We start from the raw sequence: 23,605 nt of genomic DNA on the forward strand, positions 1-23,605 counted from the left end.
AAACAAACCATAACAAAACCACCAAGTCGGGGGGACGTTGGTTCATGAAAGCAGACGGAAAAATCGGGATTGGCCAAGCGATCATGGTGATGATGCTGTCGATCGGAATCACCAATCATGTCACCCTTATCCCCCTGCTGCTCAGCAAAGCCGGGCGCGATGCCTGGCTGAGTGTCATCTTTGGCATGATCCCCTTTTGTGTTTGGGCGTACGCGCTCTATTTCATCAACAGCCGCATCGGACAGCAGTCGTTGTCCCACTGGCTCTTGCTCCGGTCCGGAAAAGCCGTCCGCTTCCTGCTGCTCATCCCCATCATGCTCTGCCTGTACATGATGGCACTCGTCAATCTGGTTGATACCCAAACGTGGACAACCGTCAACTATTTGCCGCAGACGCCCGAGTGGGTGACTGCGCTTGCCCTGATGATCTTGTGCGTTCTCGCATCCTACGGCGGCATTGCCTCAGTCGGCATTACTTCGGGCATATTGCTGCCCATTGTCTCCTTGCTTGGCATGTTCGTCGCATTCGGCAACGTACCGAAAAAAGACTACTCTCAGCTCTTGCCGCTGTTCCAGAACGGAATTGCCCCTACCGTGCACGCCATGGTTTTTGTCGGGGGTGGCTTTACCGAGCTGTTCCTGCTGCTGTTGCTGCAGCATCACGTGCGCAAACCGCTGCGGCTCATCCACTACATCGTCATGATTGCCATTACCTTGGTCCTGACGCTCAGCCCGCTGACGGGAGCCATCGCCGAGTTCGGGCCTGTGGAGTCGATGCGCCAGCGCTTTCCTGCCTTTGAACAATGGCGGCTTTTGACGATCGGAAAAGACATCGAAAACATGGAGTTTTTTTCCATCTTTCAATGGCTGTCCGGCTCGTTTATCCGCATTACGCTTTGCCTGCTGCTGCTCGGGGAGCTGCTGGTCCTGAAAACGAAAAAGCAGCGCAAGTACGTCATGCTCGCCCTCGGCGCCAGCATGATCGTTCTCACCAGCCTCCCCTACAACGACATGCAGTTCGTCACGTTTCTGTCGAAGATTTACTATCCGCTTTATTTGCTGGTTATGGTAGCTGTCACGCTCGTCTTGTTCCTGCTGTCGCTGCGCAAACCAACCGGATTGGAGGATGTGAGCCATGACCCTTGAAGAAGAGCTGCGAGAAAAATTCACGCATTGCGCGGATGTCATCTTTTTGCGGACAGTCACCCCCAACGATCAGTCGGTTCTCATGCTGTACTGCGAAGGTCTGGCCGACGTACGGCATTTGCAAGAGACGGCTTTGCCGCAATTGGAACGCTGCCTGACCGCCGGAGACTTGCGTTCGCTCCCGCTGATTCCGCTCTACACCAATCCTGAGCTGTGGACGGAGCGGCTCTTCTCGGGAGATTTGCTCATCTTTTTGAACGGGTCGCCGCCTTTTGCCTGGGACATTTCCAACCGTCCGCAGCGGGGCACGGAAGAAGCCAACACGGAGATTTCGATCAAAGGGCCGCGGGACGGCTTCGTGGAAGACTTGTCTACCAATGTGGCACTCATCCGCAAGCGGCTGCGCACGATCACGCTCGCCTATGAGCCGTTCATTCTCGGCACACGCTCTCGCAGCCGAATTGCGCTGATGTACATGACCGACAGCGCACCGCCTGACCTGGTGGAGATGATGCGCGACCGGCTGCTCTTCTGCGACAACAAAAAAATATTGAACAGCGCTCTTTTGGAAAAAATGCTGAGCGACAACCGCAATTCCTTGTTTCCTCTGGTAGATTACACAGGGCGGCCCGACTTCGCCATTTACATGCTGCTGCAAGGAAAAGTAATCGTGATGGTCGACGGCTCGCCTCTGGCGCTGATTGCTCCCGTCTCGCTGCTGGAGCTGATTAAATCTCCCGAGGACGACCAGTATCCGATCGTTTACGTCTGGCTGGAGCGCTTGCTGCGCCTCGGCGGGTTTTGGATCGCAGCGTTTCTCCCGGGGTTTTGGATTGCCCTGTCCGCCTACAACGTGGAGCAGTTCCCGTTTCAACTGCTCGCCACTGTCACCCAAGGGCGAAAAGGCTTGCCTTTTTCCGCGCCCATGGAGCTGTTCATGATTTTGTTCATCTTTGAATTTCTGCGCGAGGCCGGAGCCCGTCTGCCGAAAAACGTCGGTCAGACGCTGGCGCTTGTCGGCGCGCTGATTATCGGGGACGCTTCCATTCGCGCGGGACTGACTTCGCCCTCGATGCTGTTCGTAGGCTCCTTGACTGTCGTCGCATCCTTCACGCTGGTCAACCAGGCGCTCAGCGGCGCGGTTACGGTCGCCCGCTTCATTGTGTTCATCCTGTCCTCCACGATCGGCATGTACGGGTTCGTCATTGGCATGATCGCGATTATTTATTACTTGTCCACCTTGACCTCGTTCGGCAGACCATACTTGTTGATGGGCTCGTCGAACGTGCTCTCTGATCTGCACCTTGTCTTGTTCCGGCCGCTGATCTACTTTTTCCGAAAAAAACCGATGCGGAACGGAGGTGCCAAATGAAGGCCGCCCGAATCGCCTGTGCGCTGCTGCTCTTGGCCACCACGCTCCTCAGCGGCTGCTGGGACCAGAAATCGATTCAGGATTTGAGCTATTTGTCCGCGTTCGGCGTTGACTTTATCAACAACGAATACGTCCTTTACGCCCAGTCGGTCGACCTCGCAAGCGTAGCCAAACAGGAGACGAGCGCCACCCCGAAATCGCCTCCCGCCACGATTTCCATCGGAAGAGGCAAGACGCTGATGACCGCGTTTGACAATCTGCAAAAAAACTCGCAGATTCCGCTGTTTCTCGGGTTTGTGTCGTCCCTCGTTGTTCACGAGCGCATCTTGCAAAAAGGCATTATTTCGACGCATGACATTTTGAACCGCTACGGCTTGATTCGCTATACAAAATGGGTGTTCGGGACGCGGGAGCCGATCGACAAGGTGCTTGGCAACCATTCCCTTTCCGGCTTCTCCCCGCTTACGTCCCTCTTGCATCAGCCAAAGGACGTCTACGAGCAGCGCTCCTTTATCGAGCCGATGCAGTTTTACCGATTCATCTCCAATTTCTGGGAACCATCGAACACGGTGCTGCTGCCCAACATCACGATCTACGAGCGTTCCTGGAAAGAAAACAACCACTATGTTTCGCGGCTGACCATAGACGGGGTACACGCGCTCCACCGCGGCACATGGAAAGGGTATTTTCCGAGCCGGGACCTGATGGGACTGCGCTGGATGGACGAGGATACCGACTTTGCCGGACTCATCATCCGCGATGGCAACACCCCGAAAGCCACGATCCGCATCAAGCACGTCGGGCTGAAAATCGTCCCGGTTACGACCGGGCCTATGCCGCGCTACCATTTGCACGTCCATTTGCTCGGCTTCATTCGCGAGCTGATAAGCCCCGAGATCAGTCCAGAGCAGATCCAAAAAAACTCGGAGGAACAAGTGCGTGAGCAAATCCGCGGAACGTTTTTGAAGGGGGTGCAAAAAGGCACCGATCTGTACGGACTGGAAAGGGAGCTGTTCAAAAAAGACTACCGGGCGTGGCGAATGTATGAAAAAGCGCAGCGCACCGCGCCTACGCGCGACTCGATTGCCAGCATCCAAATCCACGTCCATTTGAGCGACTCGGGCAAGATGAAAATGGAATCCACCAAATACCCGTCCCCGCTCGGACGCGAGTAACAGCCCAGACAGCAAAAAACTGCTTGCCGACATCTGCGGCAAGCAGTTTTGTTTTCAGAAAACCGGATTAGTTTTTCACCAGCAGAACTTCTTCCACGGAAGCGTATGGCAGGTTGTGCGCATCGGCTACCGCTTTGTAGGTTACTTTTCCGTCGATGACGTTTACGCCTTTAGCCAGCGCGCGGTTGTCGCGGATCGCTTGAGCGTAGCCTTTGTTCGCCAGTTGCACAGCGTAAGGAACGGTTACGTTGGTCAGCGCCAGCGTGGAAGTGCGAGCTACCGCACCAGGCATGTTCGCTACTGCGTAGTGGATCACGCCGTATTTTTCATAAGTTGGGTTGTCGTGCGTCGTAATGCGGTCGATAGTTTCGATAGAACCGCCTTGGTCGATCGCCACGTCTACGATCACGGAACCAGGTGTCATCGCTTTGACCATGTCTTCCGTTACGAGACGAGGTGCGCGTGCGCCAGGGATCAGGACAGCGCCTACGAGCAGGTCTGCTTTTTTCACCGCGTTTGCGATGTTGAAGGAGTTGGAGATCAGCGTTTGCACGCGACCTTGGAACAGGTCATCCAACTGGCGCAGACGGTCTGCGTTCACGTCGATGATCGTTACGTTTGCACCGAGACCGAGCGCCATTTTCGCAGCGTTTGTCCCTACGATCCCGCCGCCGATGACGACGACCTCGCCTTTTGGCACGCCAGGTACGCCGCCGAGCAGCACGCCTTTTCCGCCGTATTGTTTTTCCAGGAACTGCGCCCCGATTTGCACGGACATGCGGCCCGCAACTTCGGACATCGGCATCAAGAGCGGCAGAGCGCCGTTGTCGAGCTGGATGGTTTCGTACGCGATTGCGATTACTTTTTTATCAATCAGTTCACGAGTCAGTTCAGGCTCTGGAGCGAGGTGCAAGTACGTGAACAGGATCAGACCTTCACGGAAGTAGCCGTACTCGGCTGGAAGCGGTTCTTTTACTTTCATGACCATGTCAGCGGCCCACGCATCTGCTGCGGTCGCGACAATCTCAGCGCCTACTGCAGTGTAGTCTTCATTGGTGAAACCGCTGCCTTGGCCTGCGCCGGTTTCTACGCGGACAGAGTGTCCGTTTTGCACCAGAGCGGCTACGCCTGCAGGCGTGATGGCTACGCGGTTTTCGTTATTTTTTATTTCTTTTGGAATGCCAACGATCATGATAGGTAGTCCTCCTTGGAAACGCCGATTTAATAAGATTACTATCATTGTACAGCGACAGTTGGTAGCGTTTCCTTGGGGATTCCTTTAATTTTGCCGTCCTTCTTTTTGTGAAAATTCACAAACGAACTATTGTTCCTGATCGAGCTTCGCCATTTTCAGCTCCAGGTAGAGCGCCGCCCGCTGGTTCATATTTTCCAGATCGACCCGCATGATTTCCTCGATCCGCCGCAGCCGGTAGCTCAGCGTGTTGATGTGGATGTGCAGCCGCTGGGCCGTTACGTTTACCTTGCCTGCGGCATCGAGAAACGTCTCCAGCGTCTCCAGCATCGCCGTCTGGTTGTCGCGGTCGTACTGCCGCAGCTTCTCCAGCCGTTCATTTTCGTAGCCTTGCTCCGCTTCCCACTGCTTCAACTGCAAAAGGTAGCGGTAAATGCCCAGCTCGTGGTAGCCGTAAACGCCTTCGTTTTCCTTTGGGAACAGCTTTTTGATCTTGAGCGCGTGCAGCGCCTCCCTGTAGCTTTTCACAATCTCCGAGTACGTCCGGTAGCCAAGCCCGTATCCGGCAACTACCTGGCGCCCTTCTGTGACGTGGGCTTCCAGCTTGCCCAAGGAATCGGCTAAAAACTGCTCGACCTTGCGAATCAGGACTTCGCGCACATCTTTTTTGCCGTCCTCGCTAAGCCCGATCAGCAGGATGATTTGCGAGCCGTCCACGACCCACAAAAGCTTGTCGCGCATGAGGAGCGGGTACAAATACTGGTCGAGCCGCGCTCCGGCCGCTTCGATAATGCATATCAAATAAGAGGTCGGAAGCTGCATTTGCAGGCTGTCCGCTTTTTGCCGGATGGCGCTCTCGCTCTTGTGGTTGCCGAGCAAAAGCTCCCATAAAAACTCCTTGCGCCGCTGCTCCTCGGCCTTGCGCTTGCCTTGCCGCTGCATGAGCCGCGAAACCGCTACCCGTGCCGCCTGGCGCAAAATCTCATCGTCTTCGGGCGTAATCGGCCGATTCACTTCCTGCGCCCAAATATACCCGAGCACATCGCTGCCCCGGCGAATGGCGATCGCCACCCGTTTGCCCAGGCCGACTTCATCCTTGGCCGGGATGTGCACCGGATCATCCTGCGTCAACAGCTCCTGAAACACGCCGTCCTTCCACAGCCGGGTCAGCACCTTTTCCGGCACCCTCCGCCCCATGATCGTCGACCAGCGCGCCTGATCCGTGCTGTCCCCGTGAGAGCTGTAGGCAATCAGCTTGTGATCCGCATCTTCAACCGTAATCGGGTTTTGCAAAAGCTCGCCAATCACATCGGCAAGTTCGTCTATATCGGCATGCTGATACTGTTGAAAATAGTTAGGCTCTACGGACACATTTCCACCTCTTTACCGCGCTTTCATACGTGTGCTTTTATTATACAAGAAAGCAGGAGAGGGACGCACTTTTTCCGGCGCAGCAGCGCATGGCTGCTCTCTTGGTAATCTCCCCTCATGGCAAGACTCAGGCATGCCTTTTCCTTGTTTTGGAGCAACTGGAGGGGGCCGCATAACAATGAGCCATGCGGATACTGCGCATAAAACAATCTAATGACGATCGACGAGACGTGGGTGGACGATCCGCCAAGTATGGCCGCCGTCTGTTGTCTTGAATAATTGATTTGGCGCCACTTGACTGGAAATGACGATCCATCCTACTTGATCCGTAACAAAATCAATCGAGACAATCCGGTCGCTATCCGCAACGGTTTTGTCGACTTCTCTGTTCTTGACCAGCATTTTCCAACTCATTGCAGAATCATTCGTGTGATACAAGTTTTCCCCGTCCGTAGTCCAACCAGTATGGATGGATACAAAATCGTAATTCATGTAAAAATTCGGGTTGTTGTATTTTAATACTGTATGATGGACCCAACTATCTCCGTCATTTGTTGTTTGGAAGAAATAGGTACACTGTTGGCGCTCACATTCACTGTGGAATACGAGGATTCCTTCTTTCTCGGAGAAAAACTTTGGCGAATCAAAAGTAAAGGGGGCAGGTTCCTCTAGTTTGGGAACAGTTAGGTACTGCTTCTTCCACGAAAGTCCCCCGTCTTTCGTATGAGAAAGCCAGGGTAATTCCTGCACCAATTGGACAGAACGAATCCAGCCAGTAGACCTATCGCGGAAGGAAATGCCCGTCTTATTTCCCTCTACGGGGACATTTCCTGTTTCGGTTGATTCCGATTCTGCAACCGTTCTCCATTTTCCACCACCATCTGTCGTTTGCAGAATTTGGACAGAATCCGCATTCATGGCTCTTTTAATCGATACCATCATCCAACCGCTTTTCTCGTCTGTGAAGAAAATCCGCGGAAAAATTCCTTTGGTTTTTATCTCCCCCATCGTTTCCCACGTTTTTCCTCCATCCCTAGTATGATGGATCGTTACCGTTGATTCATGATCTGATGCAATCCACGCTTGCTTATCGTCCAAGATAAAATACTGCCCTTCTGAAACTTTTACATCCGTTGGACTTGCTACTTTCCAATGGACGCCTCCGTCCGTTGTCCGTAAGAGTGACTCCTGAACAACCGACCACCCAATGTTTTCCGTGTTCATTATGATTTTAGGAAGGCTAATTGCTTCCGTGACATTTTCTGTTGGGGGAGTAACCGAGCAGGCGATTAATGTGGAAAGGCATAAAAGGATTCCTATATAAATCAGCTTGTTTAGTTTGCTCGCCAAATGTACGACCTCCTGTCATGTATAAAACACCTGAAGTCCGCAGACGCTATTCTCCATTCAGACCAGGAACTCCCCTGTTCAGCTTTATCTTGAGAAACCTGACAGCAAAACTGCGGCACGCACGGCACGCAAACCCATTGGCGAATACATCGACTCCCCCAACGAACGTCCCCGCAAAAAACTCGGCGACCGCTCCCCTGCACAATACCGGGAAGCGATCGCCGCATAGGTTGACCATTTTTCTACTGCTCTTTTTCCGCAACCGAATTGACGCACAAAAAACGGACGACCTCTCCGGTGCGGTTCAGCCAGTTGTGCGGCGTGGAGGACTCCATGTGGATGCTGTCTCCCGGGTACAAGTCGTGCTCCTCCTCGCCCAAAAGCAGCGTCAGCACGCCCTCCAGCACGTAGATGAACTCCTGTCCTTTGTGCACAAAAGGCGTTCCGTTGTCCTCATGCGGCTGTAAGGTGACGAGGATCGGCTCCAGCAGACGAGTCGCCAGATCGCCGGACAAGTCCTCGTACACAAACGGGAAGTCGCTTGGCGCAGCCGGCTTGTTGCCGCCCCGGCGCACACGGTCAGTCCTGTTCGCGGGCTTCTCCGAAAAGAAATAGCTCGGGCTGACCTCCAGCGCCTCCGAAATTTTTTTCAGCGACTCCAGCGTAATCGAGGACTTCCCCCGTTCCACCTGGGACAAAAAGCTTATCGACAGTTCGGTTTTTTCCGATATTTGCTTCAGGGTCTTTTTCTTGCCAAGCCGCAACGACTTAATCAAGACGCCAATAGTAGGTTTCATCCGCTCTACCTCGAATTGAATTTTGCAGGATAGGTTTATCATACCGTGTGTGCAGAAAAGGTGCAAAACGCTCTTGCGGCAAATATTATTATCTTTTATAATCTTTACTATTATCAGACAAAAAGCGCTTTCGCTTTTTTTTACGCCCGAAAATTGAAGTGTCACTTCAACTATAAATTGAAGTATCACTTCAATTCGGTGTCGCCAGCTTCCCTTTTCCTTACTTGTGCAAAAATCCGGAAAGGCAGGTGGTCTGCTGCGCCACGCACCCACTTTACAACTAACATCATCCTACACACCAAGGGAGGATCTGAAAACTGATGGCACTTCAACCACAAGCGGGAGTTTCCAGGCAAGTTCAAAACAAGGCGCTGTTCGCCAGTCTGATTGGCAGCTCGATTGAATGGTTCGACTTTTTTCTTTATGGCACGATGGCGTCTCTCGTCTTCAACAAGCTGTTTTTCCCTTCTACCGATCCAACTGTAGGCTTACTGCTCTCTTATTTGTCGTTTGGTCTTCCTTTTTTCATCCGTCCGCTTGGCGGGGTCATTTTCAGCCACATCGGTGACAAGATCGGCCGCAAGAAGACGCTGGTGCTGACGCTCTCGCTCATGGGCAGCGCGACCGTGCTGATCGGCTTGCTGCCTGATTACGACTCCATCGGCGTCTGGGCTCCGATCTTGCTCGTGCTCATGCGTCTGGTCCAGGGCTTGGGGATCGGCGGGGAGTGGGGCGGCGCGCTCTTGCTCGCGGTTGAGTATTCCGGCAAAGGCCGTCGCGGCTTTTTCGGCAGCATCCCGCAAATGGGCGTAACGATTGGCATGCTGCTCGGCACTTTGGCGATTTCCTTGATGAGTGCGCTTCCCGAGGAACAGTTTTTGTCCTGGGGCTGGCGTGTCCCGTTCATTTTGAGTGCTGCGCTCGTTTTCGTGGGATTGTGGATTCGCAATGGCATTGACGAAACGCCGGCGTTCCAGACGGCGAAAGCCAGTGGCAACATCGCCAAGGTGCCGATTGTCGATACGTTCCGCTACCATTGGAAGTCCGTGCTGATTGCGGTCGGGGCAAAAGTCGTGGAGACGGGGCCGTTCTACATTTTCTCCACGTTTGTCATCGCCTACGCGACGAATTACTTGGAGTACGACCGGATTACCGCGCTCAATGCCGTCACTATCGCCACGCTGGTCACGACGATTGCGATTCCGTTCATGGGCAAGCTCTCGGACAAAATCGGCCGGAAGCCGCTGTACATCGGCGGTACGATTGCGATGATGCTCTTTGCCTTCCCTTACTTTTACATGCTGTCCACGAAGTCTGCGCTGTGGCTGACAGTCGCCACGGTCATCGGTCTGGGCATTCTCTGGGCTCCGGTGACGGCCGTGCTCGGTACGCTTTTCTCCGAGATTTTCAGCACGAATGTGCGCTATACTGGGGTAACTGTGGGGTATCAGCTCGGTGCAGCCCTGGCTGGCGGCACTGCGCCGCTGATCGCGACTGCGCTGCTCAGCTCTTTTAACTCGTGGGTTCCTGTCGCCCTGTACATTGTGCTTTGCGGAATGATCTCACTCGTTGCCATCTTCGCAACGAAGGAAACGAAGGATTTCGATTTTGACAAATCCTGATGGAAAGGATGAGCAACATGTTGGTCTTGAGCCGCGAAAATATTGAACAAATCTACACGATGAAAGATTGCCTGGAGGACGTGGAGCACGTCTTTCGCGCCCATATGCAAGGAGAGGTCACCACGCCTGTGCGGACCGCGATTGACCATCCGAAGTACGGCGCCACCAGCCTGTACATGCCTTCCTACCTGGCTGGCGACGACTATGTGGCGGTGAAAGTCATCAGTATTTTCCCGGAGAACCACAAGCACAACATCAAGTCGCTGCAGAGCGTCATCCTGCTGACCGAAGCCAAAACCGGACAGCATGTCGCGATGATGGACGCGAGCCTTTTGACCGTCATGCGCACAGGGGCAAGCAGCGGCGTCGCCACCAAATACTTGGCAAAAGAAGATGCCGACACTTGCGCAGTGCTTGGCTGCGGGGCCCAGTCCATCGGCCAGATTCAGGCGGTCATGGAGGTTCGCCCGCTGCGGCGCATTTTCCTCTACAACCGCACTCGGGCAAAAGCGGACGAAATGAAAGCGAGCCTGCGGGCGCTCTATCCGGATTGGCAAGGAGAGCTGACGGTCGTGGACAATGCCGACGAAGCGGTCGCGCAGGCACAGATCGTCATCTGCAGCACCAAAGCGACCGAGCCGCTGTTTGCCGCCGCGAGCCTGCGCCCTGGCACCCATATCAATGCCATTGGCGCGTTTCTCCCGCACATGCGCGAGGTGGACGCTGCCACGGTGCAAAAAAGCAAGGTCGTCGTCGACACGCTGGAAGGCGCCGAGCACGAGGCAGGCGATCTGCTCATTCCGATTGAGCAAAACGAATGGAGCTTCGCGCAATTGCATGCGGAATTGGGCGAAATTTTGATCGGCGCAAAGCCGGGCAGGGAAACCGAAGAGGAAATTACGTTGTACAAGTCGGTAGGAATCGCCTATCTCGATACAGCGGTAGCCAAGACGGTGTACGAACGGGCCAAAGCCGCCGGAATCGGCACGGAAGTTTCCTTGTAACGCGTCAAAAGTTGCACGCAAACAGCCGCCAGAGCACATCGCTTTGGCGGCTGTTTCCTGTTCGCTTACAGCAAGCGTGAAATCGCATCGAGAATTTGCTCTTTTTGAAAAGGCTTGATGACGAAGTCGCTCGCCCCCGTCTTCATCGCCTCCAGCACCTTTTGTCGATGGCCGACTGCCGAGCAAATCAACACCTTGGCATCCCGATCGTAATCCAGTATTTTGCGCATGGCTTCAATCCCGTGCATGTGCGGCATCGTGATGTCCATCGTCACGATGTCCGGCTTCAATTCCTTGTATTTTTCAATCGCTTCCAAGCCATTGCTCGCCTCTCCGCAAATTTCGTGCTGCTCGCCTAGCATATCCGTCAGCATCCTTCTCGTGAAGGCTGCGTCATCTACAATCAGCAATCGGGCCATGGTGTCCTATCCCCTCACATCTTGCTCGCATTCTACCTATTACTTTTGCAGAAATCGCAAGCCTTGTCCACGAGAGAAAATGACTTCTTTTGTCGAAACAAACGTTTGCAGCACACTCCCCTATGGAAGAAAGCCGATTGGCCCTGTAGCATCTCCTGTACCGCGCTCGCCAACCGACTGCTCGCCCGCGCCCGAAGCAAGCGGACTCTCCGGCTTCGGGTGCGGGGTCGTCTCGCCTATTTCCGGCAAATCGACCTGTCTCACTTCATCCGGTATATCGGTTTGCGGGATTTCCACGATCTCTTTTTCCATGACAGACGCCTCCCTTTTTTATCGCTTTTGCTGCGTATTTTTCCTCCTTAGCGTGTCCTGATCCGTTTTTTCCATGCAGCTCCACCTGCCTCCATCATTTCCTCTTTTTTTCATCGCGGCACTTTTCCGATATAATAGGAGTGCACTTCTTTGCCGATTACTTGAATCTACGCCTGTTTCCTTTGGAGGAGAATTTATCCATGCTCAAGCTGAAGCCTTTTTTTGCCCTGTTCACCGCTTTGGTTGTCGGGCTGCTTCTGCTCATTACCAGCCAGTTCATCACCAGTATGAAGCATTTGGAAGAGGTCATGAATGAACGCGGGCCTTCTTCTGACATATTGCGTGTGGCCTTGCTGCTGGAAGGTCCTACCTACGACCAGGGCTGGAACAGCAGCGCGATGGAAAGCATCACGGAAATGCAAAAAAGATTCGGCTTTTCCCTGGAAATCGCGAACAATTTAAAGCCGGAGCAAATTATGAACGTGGCGCAAAAATACGCCGCCAATGACTACGATCTCATCCTGGGACATGGCGTGATTTTTTCCGAACCGTTTACCCGCGTGGCGCTGCAATATCCGCATACCCGCTTTGTTTCTTTTAACGGGGAAGCCCCGCATCCCAACCAGACGACGATTCGCTACGACATGAAGCCCGCAGGCAAGCTCGTCGGCATGCTCGCAGCGAAAATGTCCCGCGCCCGCAAAGTCGGCTATATTTTGGTGGACAAACCGCCGGAACTTGCCCAGGCCGAGGGCTTTCGCGAAGGGGTAAAAAAGGTTTCCCCGAAAACGGAGGTCGTGATCGGAAAAGTGTCAGATTTTAATGACATAGAAAATGCGGTGCAGAAGACACGCGAGATGATCGCCCGCGGCGTCGATGTCATCTACACGACCGGCGACAGCTTCAACCTCGCCGTCATTACCGAAGCGCAGCGGGCCAAGGTGTACACCATCGGCTACATCGCGGACCAGCGCTACATTGCGCCGGACTACGTTCTCGCCTCGCTGGTGCAGGACGTGCGCCAGTGCTACCGGATTATTTTGGAGCAGTACATGGCAGGCCGGCTTCCGAGCGGCAAAGTCGTGTACGGCCTGGCCGAAGGCGTGAACCATTTCAGCCCGTTCGGCCCGATGGTGCCCCCGGAAATTCGTGAAGATATTGAACGGGAATTGCAGCGTCTCACTTCTTCCCGTGGCTCATTTGGAGGTTAATTTGCATGTCCCTGTTCAGCAATCTTGGATTTCAGAAAAAAATCATGCTCAGCTATCTCGTCATGATGCTTTTGATCGGATGTGTCACCAGCCTGTTCAGCTACCAGATGACAAAGGTAACCTCCGATGAAGTGCACCTGACGCAAAACGTCTTGCCGCAAACGAGCGCGCTGTTGGAGGTCAAAAACCAGATTTACACCAAGACGTACGCCCTGAACATGTACACCTTGACCCGCGACGAGTCGTATCTCGACCAGTATTACACCAATCTGATCGACACCGCCCGCTTTGCCTCGCTGACGAAAACAGAGGAAAACAGCGGCTTGTTCTCCATCATCGAATCGATTTCCAGGCTGGATTTTCTTTTTTTGAACAAAATCAATCCGCTGCTCAAGGCAAACAACGTGCCCGCGGTCAGCTATGTGCTCAGCCAGGAAGTCCAGCCTTTGATCGACCAGTTGGAGCGAGACTTGTCCTTCTCGCTCAACCAACTAGAGTACAAGACGAACAAAGAGTTTAAGCACACGAACGAAAGCATTCGCGTATCGCTCATTCTCACCTACACCGTTTCGGTCGCGGCGATTTTGTTCGGCTTTTTCTGCACGTTTTACTTCCGCAACGAGCTGCTTCGCCCCATCGAGTCGTTGATGCAGCAAGCTCGCGAAGTGTCCAAAGGGACGTTCGGGCAGCAAATCGTGTACACCCACCAGGACGAATTCCGCGAGCTGGCCCACGAGTTCAACAAGATGTCGAGCAACATCGCCAACTTGTTTGCCCAGGACGCGATGCAACGGCAAATTTTGACGGAAGAAAAAAATATTCGCGAGCAAATTCTCAACTCGTTGCCTGTCGGGATCATTACCCACCCGCACGCCGGGGCTGGCATTCACGTCAACAAGCTGGCAAACCATCTGGTCAAGGTCGACGAGGCGGGCTATCCGATGTGCAAGGACGCTTCGTTTGCGGCCTCGACCGGCAGCGAGGAATCACCCTGGTTCGTCAATCGCAAAATGACGCTGTACAAGCAGGATGATACGCCATTTACCGCGCTCGTCTCGTATGTACCGCTGCACAATCACCAGCACGATCAGGAGTCGGGCTGGATGGTCGCTTTTCTCGACATAACAGAGCAGGAGCAGATTCAAGAATACTTGAACCAGTCGGAAAAACTCGCAATGGTCGGCCAATTGGCAGCCGGAGCCGCGCATGAAATCCGCAATCCGCTGACGGTCATCTACGGCTTTATCCAGTTGCTGGAGCAGCGCCTGTCCGATCAGGAGCGGGACCGTTACTATCTCCCGCTCATTTTGCAGGAAATCGAGCGCGTCAACCGGATTGTCACCGAGCTGTTGATGCTCTCCAAGCCATCGAAGCCGGACTATCGCGAGGTCAATCTCGCGAGCGTCATCCACTCGATTCTCCCGTTGATGAACGCCGAGGCCATGCTGCACGGCATCGAGATCGTGGACCGCTGTGCGCCCAATATTCGCCTGCATGTCGATGTCGAGCAGCTCAAGCAAATTTTGCTGAACCTGATGAAAAACAGCATCGAGGCCATGAAAGAAGGCGGCCTTCTTGCGATCGAAAGCCACCTGGACGAAAAAGCGGTGCATATAAAAGTGAAAGATACGGGAGAAGGGATTCCTCCGGAGTATCTCGTGCGGATTTTTGACCCGTTCTTCTCGCTGAAAGAAGACGGAACCGGACTTGGCTTGCCGATCTCGCGCCGCATGGTCGAAAACCACGGCGGCGAGCTGCAAGTGAAAAGCAAGCCCGGACAAGGGACGGAGATTACGATTACTTTGCCGCTCACGCCGAAGGACGACTAGGGCGATCAGGTCGCAGCCTGCGCGGAAACGGTCCGCTCCTGGCCGCGTTCATCCAGCCAGGCGAACATTTTGCGCGTGTACAACTCAATCTCTTCTCCGACAAACAGATGGCTGGCCCCTTCCGCCAGCCATTTTTCGTGGCGGACACCGGCCTGACTGAGCGCCTCTGCCAGCCTGTGGGCATGCTCCACGCTCACGTTTTCATCCTCTGTGCCGTGGATGATAAGCACCGGGCAAGCGATCTCTGCCGCCCGATGCAGCGGCGTGCGGTAGCGGTACGCTTCCTCCTGCTTGCGCGGGTGCCCGATCAGCCTACGTAGCATTCTCCGCATGTCCACCCGCTCCTCGTACGTCAACACCATGTCGCTGACGCCGCCCCAGACGACCGTCGCCAGCAAGCCTTTGCACTCCATCGCCGCAAACAACGCCATGACCCCGCCCCGGGAAAAGCCGTACGCGCTGATCCGGCGTGCGTCGACGATGTTCAGCTTGCCAAGCAGCTCGTAAGCCGCAAACACGTCCTGCCGATCGGCTCCGCCAAACTCGTCGCGCCCCTCCCCGCCTTCGTTTCCCCGATAGTGCGGGGCGAGGATCACGTAGCCAAAGGCCGCCATCTGGCTGATCCGCTCCGGCCTGACCCGGCCAATCCCTTTGATCCCGCCACGGCAGTAGAGCAGCGCCGGGAGTCTGGCCCCGTCGGCCAGAAAGCTCTCCGGTACAGCCAAAGCCGCCTTGACCAACAAGCCGTCGCTGTAGTAGCTGACCGTGTAGAGCGCGACGTTCGGCACTACCGACTCTTCGCAAGTGACAGCAACAAATGGCGATAAATCAACCTGCATCCTGCTCACGCTTCCTCTCTCTTCGCTCTTTTTGACGTCCATTTTTCTACAAGAAACTGCATCGACGGGGACAGCCACTTCTTTTGGTGGTAGACCAACTGGATGAAAAACGGAGGCTTGTCGTTTTGAAAAGGCACGGCAGCAAGCACCCCCTCCGCCTGCTCTCTGCGCACAGCCATGGACGGCAAGAGCGCTACTCCCAACCCGCAGCGCACGCACTGCTTGATCGCTTCCGGGTTGCTGAACTGGCACGCGATCCGATGAGCAATGCCTTCTTCGTTCAACACGTCAATCAGCATTCCCCGGTACGTGCAGCCTTCCTCTGTGAGAATGAACGATTCGTTTTCCAGATCGCGGGCGGTGAGCGTAGGCAAGCCCGCCAGCCGATGCTCGGGAGGCATGACGATCACGAGTTCCTCCTGGGCAATGGTCTCAGCGACAAGCTCTTTGTCGGTACAGCGGCGATCAAAAATGATCCCGAGGTCCAGATATCCTTCGTGAAGCTGCTGCAAAATCGCTTCCTCGCCGGCCGTGCGCAACACGAGATCCACTTTGGGATAATGCTCGCGAAAGCTCTGCAAATACGGCGGCAAAAAGAAAGCCGCCAGCGTGTCAATCGTGCCAATCGTCAGCGGACCGCTCTCCTGGCGGTTCACGACCTCCTTGGATTCCCCATATAGCCGAATCATTTCCCTCGCATACGGCAAAAGTGCTTCTCCAGCCTGGGTCAGCCGCAGTTTGCGCCCATAGCGCTCGAACAGCGGCACCCCGTACGACTGCTCCAGTTTTTGCATCTGGGCGGTCACCGTCGGCTGCGCATAGCCAAGCTCCTCTGCCGCCCTGGTAAAGCTGCCCCATCTGGCCACCTCGCGAAACGTATGCAGATACACCAGCTCCATGGCGGCTCCCTCCTGTTCATCTATAGAAATGGATGATGATGTTTATTGAATAGTATAGATAACGGTGATGATTCGATCAATGCTAAGCTGAAGTTGAAGTTGAGATCATCTCAAGCCAAGGAGGATGTCACATGTCCATGCGAATCTCAAGCGTATTGCAAACCCCAGCCGCTCCCCTGGCGCAAGCGCAGCGTCATTTTCTCGCCAAGCTCGCTCTGGAAACAGATGTGTCCAACGTTGCGCACGACCTGCAAAACGGCGTAGCCGATTTTGTCATTCTCGACGCCCGCAGCGAAAAGGCGTATCGAGAGTGCCACGTTTCTGGCGCCTTTTCGCTGCCCCACCCGCTGATCTCAGCAGAGACGACCGCTTTCCTGGACCGTTCCAAGCTGCTCGTCGTCTACTGCTGGGGCCCGGCCTGCAACGGTGCAGCGAAAGCGTGCGCCAAGCTTGCCGAACTGGGCTTTGCCGTCAAGGAGATGCTCGGGGGATGGAGTATTGGCAGCGGGAGGGGAAGGGGGTGGAACGAACGCCCCATGATGGCGTTAGCGACTGCTCCCAAGCCTGAAAGCTCGTCTAATCAGGTTGTTAATAAAAACGGGCAACAAGAAGAGATGGCTGTCATCCATGTAGAAGGATAACAGCCATCTTCTTCCCGTCCGTCTTGGTGTGGCAGCGGAGTTTGTTTATGCCAGGGGCATCACTTGGCTTAACCGCTGCCAAATGGTCCATCCTGCCAAACAAATCCTGCTACGTATTTCCTTTTTTCTCGTATTACATTTCCTGTTTTTTCTATTTATGCAATTTTATATAACAGAATTTGATATGATGGGAAAGTACGAAAACCGTGTTTTGCACGAAAAGGGGGGACTTCCGTGCGAAAGTGGCTTCTTTCCTTGCTGCTTTTCATCCTCGCTCTGACGGCCTGTTCATCCAAGGATGATGTGAAACTGCGCTGGCTTACTACTCCAGAAGCAGCCATTCAAGACGGTCTTGAGCTTGAGGGCTTAACCAAAAGTGACGTGCTGGATGAAATCGCCAAAGATGGGGAGACACTCATTATTTATAAAATGACGCTGCCTGATGGCACAGGTCTTGGCGTCGCAAGCCTTGCCAAAACAGAAGGCAAGTTTGCCTGGTACCGAACGAACAATCCCGTTCATGTTCAAAACAACAATCAAGAACCCGCACCTGTCGCGAAAACAACTGTTACGACACGATCAAACAAAACTTTTACAATCTACCTTGGAGCAACGAGAAATCCAAACCAAACCATTGAGACTGAAAACGGCGTTGTCACGCCGATTATCGACCAAAAATCGGGTCTTTTTTATTGTTTGGAATAATCCCTGCCACTTTCATCAAGTTGGCCTTTAACCAACCAGCAATTCACTGGTTGGCGGGCATAAGCTAGATCTCTCCTTTTTTATTTCGCAAACAACGGCGTCTCTGCCTGCCGCACAAGCTTGTCGATGTCTTCCAGCTCCTGTGCACTGAGCCGCTCATCTATGTAGCGCACAGCTTCCGTCACATGCGTGGGCCGGGATGCGCCCAAAATGGCGGAGGTCACCACAGGGTTGCTCAGCACCCAGTTCAGCGCCAGTTGGGGCAGCGTCCAGCCGCGCCTCTCGGCCAATGGCTTGAGTCCCTCGACGATGTGAAAATGACGCTCCTGCTCCAATAGAGCAAGCAACCGCTGCTCGCCTGCGGCCCCTCGGCTGCCCTGCGGCGGCGCTTCTCCCTGGCGGTACTTCCCGGTCAGCAGCCCTCGCCCCAACGGGCTGTACACAATCACGCCGACCGACTCCGCCTCGGCAAAAGGCAGCAGCTCCTGCTCGATGTCGCGCCTGAGAATGCTGTACTCCGGCTGGATGCTCTCAAAGCGGTGCAGTTGGAGCCTGTCGCTGATGCCGTGCGCCTTGGCCAACTGCCACGCCGCGAAGTTGGAAGCCCCGATGTAGCTCACCTTGCCTTGGCGGACCAGGTCGTCCAGCGCCCGCAGCGTCTCCTCCAACGGCGTCTGCGGATCAAAACGGTGTACCTGGTACAAGTCGATATGGTCGGTTTGCAACCTGCGCAGGCTGTTTTCGACCGCGCGAATGATGTGGAAGCGGCTCAGCCCGGCATCATTGACCCCGTTGCCCACCCGGCCGTTTACTTTCGTTGCCAGCACGACCTGATTCCGCTTTCCTTGCAGCAGCCTGCCCAGGATTTCCTCCGATTCGCCCGTCAAAAGCGGATTGTTCTGGTCCATCCCCCTGCCGTACACATCTGCCGTATCGATCAGGTTGATTCCGGCATCCAGCGCCGCATCGAGCACCTGCCCCGCTTCCTGTTCCCCGATCCAGCGCCCGAAGGCCATCGTGCCCAGGCTTACTTTCGACACTTTCAAGCCTGTCCTGCCCAGTCGTTGATACTGCATTCCCCTCGCCTCTTTCCTTCATGATTGATCCCGTCTTCCAAACCGTTCTGGCTGCACCGGATGAATCCCTGCCAGCACTGTACGGGTTTACCCGCTGTAATGGTCCCGCCATTTAAGCCACCTTTTCTCCAAATAGCGCACCAGCGAATCGGTCGCCTTGCCGACCAGCGCAAAGATCACGATGCCGACAAACACGATGGCCGTTTGGGAAAACTGGCGGGCATCCATAATCAGGTAGCCGACTCCTTCGCTCGACCCCATCAATTCCGCCACGACCAGCCCCAGCCAGGCGGCTCCCAGGGACAGCCGGACGCCGAGCAGGATGTTCGGCAGCGCCGCCGGAATAATCAACTGGGTGATCTGCTTCCAGCGGCTGAACTGAAGCACTCTGGCGACGTCAAACAGCTTGGCGTCCACACTGCGTATCCCCAGGAATGTATTCACGTAGAGCGGGAAAAATGCTCCTTTGGCAATCAAAAGCGCCTTGGACAGCTCGCCGAAGCCAAACCACAAAATAAACAGCGGAATCACCGCCAGATGCGGAATCGTTCGGAGCATTTGCACCGATGGATCGAGCGCATGCTCCACCCGGCTGGAAAAGCCGACCGCAAGTCCTGCCAGCAACCCGACCGCCCCTCCGAGCAAAAAGCCTGTCGCCGCCCGCATGATGCTGATTTGCAAATGCCCGAACAGCTCCCCGCTCGCCAACAACTCGCCCGCCGCAGCCAAAATTTGCAGCGGTGTCGGAAGCATCGTTTCCGACACCAGCCCAAGCTCGCCTGCCGTCTGCCAGACGAGCAGGACGGCAGCGGGCAGGACCAAGCCTTTTAACCAGACAGCCAGCTTGGCGTTATTGCCTGGCTTCGCTTTTGCTTTCGTCGGCAGGACGGGTTTGGCAGAAGCGGTCGCGGCGGCCTGGATTCCTTCTGCTTGATTGCTCATTCTCGTTCACCTCCGTCAAATCCCTGAGCTATCGACCAATTCCAGTTCGTCCACCTTTTCAAACTCGTTCAAGACGAGGTGGCGCAGCTCCTGAAAGGAACGATTTGCCTTTTTCCGGGGAAAAGGCAGGTCGATCGGGACGATGCGCTTGATGAAACCTGGGCGCGCGTTCATGATGACGACCCGGTTGCCCAGGTAGATCGCTTCGTCGATGTCGTGTGTCACGAAGATCATCGTCGTCTTGTTTTCCTGCCAAATATCGAGCAGCACCTCCTGCATGTGCGAGCGGGTAAAGGCATCCAGCGCCCCGAACGGTTCATCCAGCAAAAGCACCCGGGGACTGCGCAAAAGCGCCCGGGCAATCGCCACCCGCTGCGCCATCCCGCCTGACAGCTCGCGCGGATACGACTTGGCAAATCCCTCGAGACGGACAAGCCGGATCAGCTCATCTACGCGCTGGCGAATCGCCGGATCTTTGAGCGACAGGTTGGCGGCGATGTTTTTTTCTACCGTCAGCCATGGAAAAAGCCGCGGCTCCTGAAAAATGAAGCCTTTGTCGATACCGGGGCCGCTCACTGGCTGTCCGGCAAGCTGGACGCTCCCGGCGTATTCCGTGTCCAGCCCGGCAATGATTTTCAGCAGTGTGCTCTTCCCGCAGCCGCTCGGCCCGATGACGGTGAGGAACTCGCCTTCCTTGACAGTCAGCCGGATGTCGCGGAGCGCCTGCGTCGCTCCTTTGGCCGTTTCAAATGTCTTGTCGAGTCGCGTGATCTCCAGGAGTGCAGTCATACGCGGACTCCTTTTGCCTGCTGTCTTTGCTCCAGCTTCTGTTTGACGGCAGGCAGCAGCAGCTCGCCAGTAATCGCCGCTTCCTCCAGATGGGGGTACCCGGACAAAATAAAGGACGAGATGCCCAGATCAATGTATTCCACAATGCGGTCCGATACTTGATCCGGGGTGCCTACGAGCAGGACGGCGCCGCCCCCGCGCACGGTAGACAAGCCCGACCACAGATTGGGGCCGATGACGTAGTTGTCTTTTTTGGAGGCTTCCCGCAGCTCGTTTTGCCGCTTTTGGCCGATGGCATCCGTCTGGGTGAACCGCTGGCCGGACTGCTGGAGCGCCTCCGGATCTACCTTGCTGATGATTTCCCACGCCTCTTTCCACGCTTCTTCCTCCGTCTCGCGCACCAGCACCTGGGCGCGCAGTCCGTAGCGCAGCTCGCGGTCGCGGCCAAGCTCTTGCTTGAGCGCCTCCACCTCCGCGATCTGCTCGCGAATCCACGCCAGCGGCTCCGCCCACATCAAGTAAACGTCCGCTGTCTGGACCGCCACCCGTTTGCCTGTGGGCGAGCTGCCTCCGTAGTAGAGCGGCGGGTGCGGCTGCTGCACGGGGGCAGGCAGGCTTGCCCCTCCCTTGATCTCGTAGTGGCGGCCGGAATAGTGAAGCGGCTGCGTCCCCTGCTGGGCAGTCTGGTTGCTCGCCAAAAACCGCTCCGGCTGGGCGTGCGAATTCGTCCAGACGCTTTTGACAATCTCCAGAAACTCCCGCGTGCGCTCATAGCGACCGTCATGATCGTGAGCGAGCGGATCGCCTGTGGCGAGCAAATCTTGCGGGCTGCCGCCTGTCACGACGTTAATCAGCGCCCTGCCGCCCGACACTTGGTCCAACGAAGCGGCCATCCGCGCCGCCAGCACAGGAGCAATCAGACCGGGACGCATGGCGACCAGCGGCTTGAGCACCTGCGTGTGGGCGGCGATTGTGGACCCGACGATCCAGGAATCAATGCAGGCTCCCCCTGTCGGAATCAAGGCAAAAGTAAAGCCTGCCCGCTCGGCTGTTTGCGCCACCTGCACCATGTAGTCCGCAGTCGACTCGCGCTCCGGCTTGACGCCGATGTACTTGCCGTCTCCGGTCGTTGGAATGAACCAACCAAATTCGACTTGGTGTACGGATTTCCCCATCTGCTCCACTCCTTTAATTGATTTGGAACGAAAAAAGAAGGCACAGTCGCGGTCCACGAGACTGTGCCTCCAGTTTTCTGGTTGGCAAAAGCATATTATTCACACTAGAATGGTCGGTATTGTGCGTAATCGTACCATCGGCTTCCAAACGCTGTCAATAGGGGCAAAAAGAAATTTAACTCGCTATTCCCGCTATTCTCACTATTTCCAGTTGACTCCTTTGCCTTTTGTTGCTATCATCCATTTCATACTTTGCAACTCGGAATTTCCTCACTCGCCGACCGGATCACTGGAGGCCTCCTTCCAACAGCGCATCATCGCTGTTTGGGACGAGGTCTTTTGTGCGTCCTGCACTCCCAACTTTTCCTAGAGGTGATAGACATGGGCAATCAAAAACGCAAGCTCCACCTGAATCTGTTTTTAGCGAGCATGGGTCATCACGAGGCGGCATGGCGCCATCCGTCCTCTCCCGTGCAGGACATCATCGACTTTTCCCACTTTCAGCGGCTGGCGCAAAAAGCGGAGCAGGCCAAGCTCGATTCCCTCTTTTTGGCCGACCGCTACGCCACCTCGCGCAAAGCGGTCAAGTACGGAGCGATCAGCGGGCTGGAACCGCTCACCCTCCTGTCCGCGCTTGCCGTCGTGACCAGCCGGATCGGGCTGATCGGCACGGTCTCTACGAGCTTCAACGAACCGTTCAACGTCGCCCGCCGCTTCGCATCGCTCGACCATCTGAGCAAAGGCCGGGCGGGCTGGAACATCATCACGTCCGGAACAGATGGCGAGGCGCAGAACTTCAACTACGAACGAATCCCCGAGCATCACGTTCGCTACGAACGGGCACAGGAGTTTCTCGACGTCACCCTCAAGCTGTGGGACAGTTGGGAAGCCGACGCGCTGCTCCAGGACAAAGCCTCGGGCATTTACGCCGACAACAGCAAGGTGCACGAGTTCAACCACAAAGGCAAGCATTTTGCCGTGCGCGGCCCGCTGAACTTGCCGCGCTCGCCCCAGGGACGCCCGCTGCTCGTCCAGGCCGGCTCTTCCGAGGACGGAAAAGATTTCGCCGCCCGGTATGCCGAGGCTATTTTCACGGCGCAGCAATCGCTGGCGGATGCCCAGGCGTTTTACGCGGACGTCAAATCGCGCGTCGCCCGCTACGGACGCTCCCCTGAGCAGGTCATCATCTTGCCCGGCATTTGCCCGATCATCGGCGAGAGCGAAGCAGAGGCAAAAGAAAAAGAAGCCCAGTTGCACGAGTTGACGCATCCCGCCTACAGCCTGCTGCAGCTCTCCAACCGAATCGGCCACGATCTGTCCGCCTACCCGCTGGACGGCCCTTTGCCCGAGCTGCCCGCAACGGAAGAAATCGTCGGCCACCAGAGCCGTACCCAGTTGATCCGCGACCTGGCCGAGCGGGAAAACTTGACGATTCGCCAACTGCTGCTGCGGCTCGCCGGAGGGCGCGGCCATCGGACGATCACAGGCACTGCCGAGCAAGTGACAGACGAACTGGAGGCGTGGTTTACCCAAGGCGCGGCTGACGGCTTCAACATCATGCCGCAGTTGACGAGCGGAGGGCTGGAAGACTTCCTCGACAAAGTCGTGCCAAAGCTCCAGCAAAGGGGGTTGTTCCGCACGGAGTACACCGGGAACACCTTGCGCGAGCATTACGGACTCGACGTTCCAGCCAGCCAGTTTGCCAGTGCCTCTCAAGTCTATTAAGTCCTCATTGACCAT

22 protein-coding genes are annotated in these 23,605 nt (G+C 55.5%); 10 read left to right on the top strand and 12 right to left on the bottom strand.

The window, feature by feature from the left end; all coding sequences use genetic code 11:
- Positions 1 to 44 precede the first annotated feature (44 nt).
- Genes AC27IT_RS11390 through AC27IT_RS11400 form a run of 3 tightly spaced genes read left to right on the top strand, consistent with a single transcriptional unit; the run spans position 45 to position 3,692 of the window.
- Positions 45 to 1,145 (top strand): GerAB/ArcD/ProY family transporter, encoded by a 1,101-nt coding sequence (locus tag AC27IT_RS11390; protein ID WP_005835871.1) that lies wholly within the window; start codon positions 45 to 47, stop codon positions 1,143 to 1,145.
- The gene (locus tag AC27IT_RS11395) at positions 1,135 to 2,517 is read left to right on the top strand and encodes a spore germination protein (RefSeq protein WP_283858245.1); all 1,383 of its coding nucleotides are present in this window, start codon (positions 1,135 to 1,137) and stop codon (positions 2,515 to 2,517) included. The genes AC27IT_RS11390 and AC27IT_RS11395 overlap by 11 nt, the downstream gene beginning before the upstream one ends.
- Entirely contained in the window at positions 2,514 to 3,692 is a 1,179-nt protein-coding gene (locus AC27IT_RS11400; RefSeq protein WP_007785761.1) for a Ger(x)C family spore germination protein, read from the top strand. The genes AC27IT_RS11395 and AC27IT_RS11400 overlap by 4 nt, the downstream gene beginning before the upstream one ends.
- A 67-nt stretch (positions 3,693 to 3,759) precedes the next feature.
- On the opposite strand, the gene ald is transcribed toward AC27IT_RS11400, so the two are convergent.
- From ald to AC27IT_RS11420, 4 genes are all read right to left on the bottom strand, one after another.
- On the bottom strand, positions 3,760 to 4,884 hold the full coding sequence (ald, locus tag AC27IT_RS11405) for an alanine dehydrogenase (RefSeq protein ID WP_025845875.1): 1,125 nt from the start codon (positions 4,882 to 4,884) through the stop codon (positions 3,760 to 3,762).
- A 129-nt stretch (positions 4,885 to 5,013) separates the two neighbouring features.
- Entirely contained in the window at positions 5,014 to 6,255 is a 1,242-nt protein-coding gene (locus AC27IT_RS11410; RefSeq protein ID WP_005835864.1) for a PucR family transcriptional regulator, read from the bottom strand.
- A 210-nt stretch (positions 6,256 to 6,465) separates the two neighbouring features.
- Positions 6,466 to 7,605: a WD40/YVTN/BNR-like repeat-containing protein gene (locus AC27IT_RS11415; protein ID WP_283858247.1), complete on the bottom strand. Its 1,140-nt coding sequence runs from the start codon at positions 7,603 to 7,605 to the stop codon at positions 6,466 to 6,468.
- Positions 7,606 to 7,847: 242 nt separating this feature from the next.
- Entirely contained in the window at positions 7,848 to 8,402 is a 555-nt protein-coding gene (locus tag AC27IT_RS11420) for a helix-turn-helix domain-containing protein (RefSeq protein ID WP_025845871.1), read from the bottom strand.
- 320 nt (positions 8,403 to 8,722) lie between these two features.
- Between AC27IT_RS11420 and AC27IT_RS11425 the strand changes: the two genes are divergently transcribed.
- Together AC27IT_RS11425 and AC27IT_RS11430 are read left to right on the top strand one after the other, a co-directional pair.
- Entirely contained in the window at positions 8,723 to 10,024 is a 1,302-nt protein-coding gene (locus AC27IT_RS11425) for an MFS transporter (RefSeq protein WP_221842927.1), read from the top strand.
- A 17-nt stretch (positions 10,025 to 10,041) separates the two neighbouring features.
- Positions 10,042 to 11,028 carry an ornithine cyclodeaminase family protein gene (locus AC27IT_RS11430; protein WP_007786343.1) on the top strand — a complete coding sequence of 329 codons (987 nt, stop codon included), beginning with the start codon at positions 10,042 to 10,044 and terminating at the stop codon, positions 11,026 to 11,028.
- A gap of 65 nt (positions 11,029 to 11,093) precedes the next feature.
- Here AC27IT_RS11430 and AC27IT_RS11435 read toward each other — a convergent pair whose 3' ends face one another.
- A complete protein-coding gene (locus AC27IT_RS11435; protein ID WP_005835853.1) occupies positions 11,094 to 11,447 on the bottom strand; it encodes a response regulator in 354 nt (117 codons plus the stop codon).
- A 120-nt stretch (positions 11,448 to 11,567) separates the two neighbouring features.
- Positions 11,568 to 11,759 (bottom strand): hypothetical protein, encoded by a 192-nt coding sequence (locus AC27IT_RS11440; protein ID WP_005835851.1) that lies wholly within the window; start codon positions 11,757 to 11,759, stop codon positions 11,568 to 11,570.
- A gap of 200 nt (positions 11,760 to 11,959) precedes the next feature.
- Here AC27IT_RS11440 and AC27IT_RS11445 point away from each other — a divergent pair, with 200 nt between their 5' ends.
- Both AC27IT_RS11445 and AC27IT_RS11450 read left to right on the top strand, forming a co-directional pair.
- Positions 11,960 to 12,970, top strand: a complete 1,011-nt coding sequence (locus AC27IT_RS11445) for a BMP family ABC transporter substrate-binding protein (protein WP_025845865.1) — start codon at positions 11,960 to 11,962, stop codon at positions 12,968 to 12,970.
- A 5-nt stretch (positions 12,971 to 12,975) separates the two neighbouring features.
- Positions 12,976 to 14,799, top strand: a complete 1,824-nt coding sequence (locus AC27IT_RS11450) for a sensor histidine kinase (protein ID WP_007786337.1) — start codon at positions 12,976 to 12,978, stop codon at positions 14,797 to 14,799.
- A gap of 5 nt (positions 14,800 to 14,804) precedes the next feature.
- Here AC27IT_RS11450 and AC27IT_RS11455 read toward each other — a convergent pair whose 3' ends face one another.
- Positions 14,805 to 15,638: an alpha/beta hydrolase family protein gene (locus tag AC27IT_RS11455; protein ID WP_340673138.1), complete on the bottom strand. Its 834-nt coding sequence runs from the start codon at positions 15,636 to 15,638 to the stop codon at positions 14,805 to 14,807.
- A gap of 5 nt (positions 15,639 to 15,643) precedes the next feature.
- Positions 15,644 to 16,537, bottom strand: coding sequence for a LysR family transcriptional regulator (locus AC27IT_RS11460; RefSeq protein ID WP_340673139.1), 894 nt, complete (start codon positions 16,535 to 16,537; stop codon positions 15,644 to 15,646).
- A 131-nt stretch (positions 16,538 to 16,668) separates the two neighbouring features.
- Here AC27IT_RS11460 and AC27IT_RS11465 point away from each other — a divergent pair, with 131 nt between their 5' ends.
- Entirely contained in the window at positions 16,669 to 17,178 is a 510-nt protein-coding gene (locus AC27IT_RS11465; RefSeq protein ID WP_007786331.1) for a rhodanese-like domain-containing protein, read from the top strand.
- 234 nt (positions 17,179 to 17,412) lie between these two features.
- Positions 17,413 to 17,883 carry a hypothetical protein gene (locus AC27IT_RS11470; protein ID WP_431809681.1) on the top strand — a complete coding sequence of 157 codons (471 nt, stop codon included), beginning with the start codon at positions 17,413 to 17,415 and terminating at the stop codon, positions 17,881 to 17,883.
- 80 nt (positions 17,884 to 17,963) lie between these two features.
- On the opposite strand, the gene AC27IT_RS11475 is transcribed toward AC27IT_RS11470, so the two are convergent.
- From AC27IT_RS11475 to AC27IT_RS11490, 4 genes are all read right to left on the bottom strand, one after another.
- On the bottom strand, positions 17,964 to 18,959 hold the full coding sequence (locus tag AC27IT_RS11475) for an aldo/keto reductase (protein ID WP_487091802.1): 996 nt from the start codon (positions 18,957 to 18,959) through the stop codon (positions 17,964 to 17,966).
- A gap of 87 nt (positions 18,960 to 19,046) precedes the next feature.
- Positions 19,047 to 19,901, bottom strand: coding sequence for an ABC transporter permease (locus AC27IT_RS11480; RefSeq protein ID WP_487091803.1), 855 nt, complete (start codon positions 19,899 to 19,901; stop codon positions 19,047 to 19,049).
- A 15-nt stretch (positions 19,902 to 19,916) separates the two neighbouring features.
- Positions 19,917 to 20,690, bottom strand: a complete 774-nt coding sequence (locus AC27IT_RS11485) for an ABC transporter ATP-binding protein (RefSeq protein WP_283858252.1) — start codon at positions 20,688 to 20,690, stop codon at positions 19,917 to 19,919.
- Positions 20,687 to 21,865, bottom strand: coding sequence for an LLM class flavin-dependent oxidoreductase (locus AC27IT_RS11490; RefSeq protein WP_487091804.1), 1,179 nt, complete (start codon positions 21,863 to 21,865; stop codon positions 20,687 to 20,689). Before AC27IT_RS11490 ends, AC27IT_RS11485 begins: the two co-directional genes overlap by 4 nt.
- Before the next feature lie 381 nt (positions 21,866 to 22,246).
- Here AC27IT_RS11490 and AC27IT_RS11495 point away from each other — a divergent pair, with 381 nt between their 5' ends.
- Positions 22,247 to 23,590, top strand: a complete 1,344-nt coding sequence (locus AC27IT_RS11495; RefSeq protein ID WP_283858254.1) for an LLM class flavin-dependent oxidoreductase — start codon at positions 22,247 to 22,249, stop codon at positions 23,588 to 23,590.
- Positions 23,591 to 23,605: the final 15 nt, after the last annotated feature.

Source organism: Brevibacillus sp. YAE8 (genome assembly GCF_057543335.1).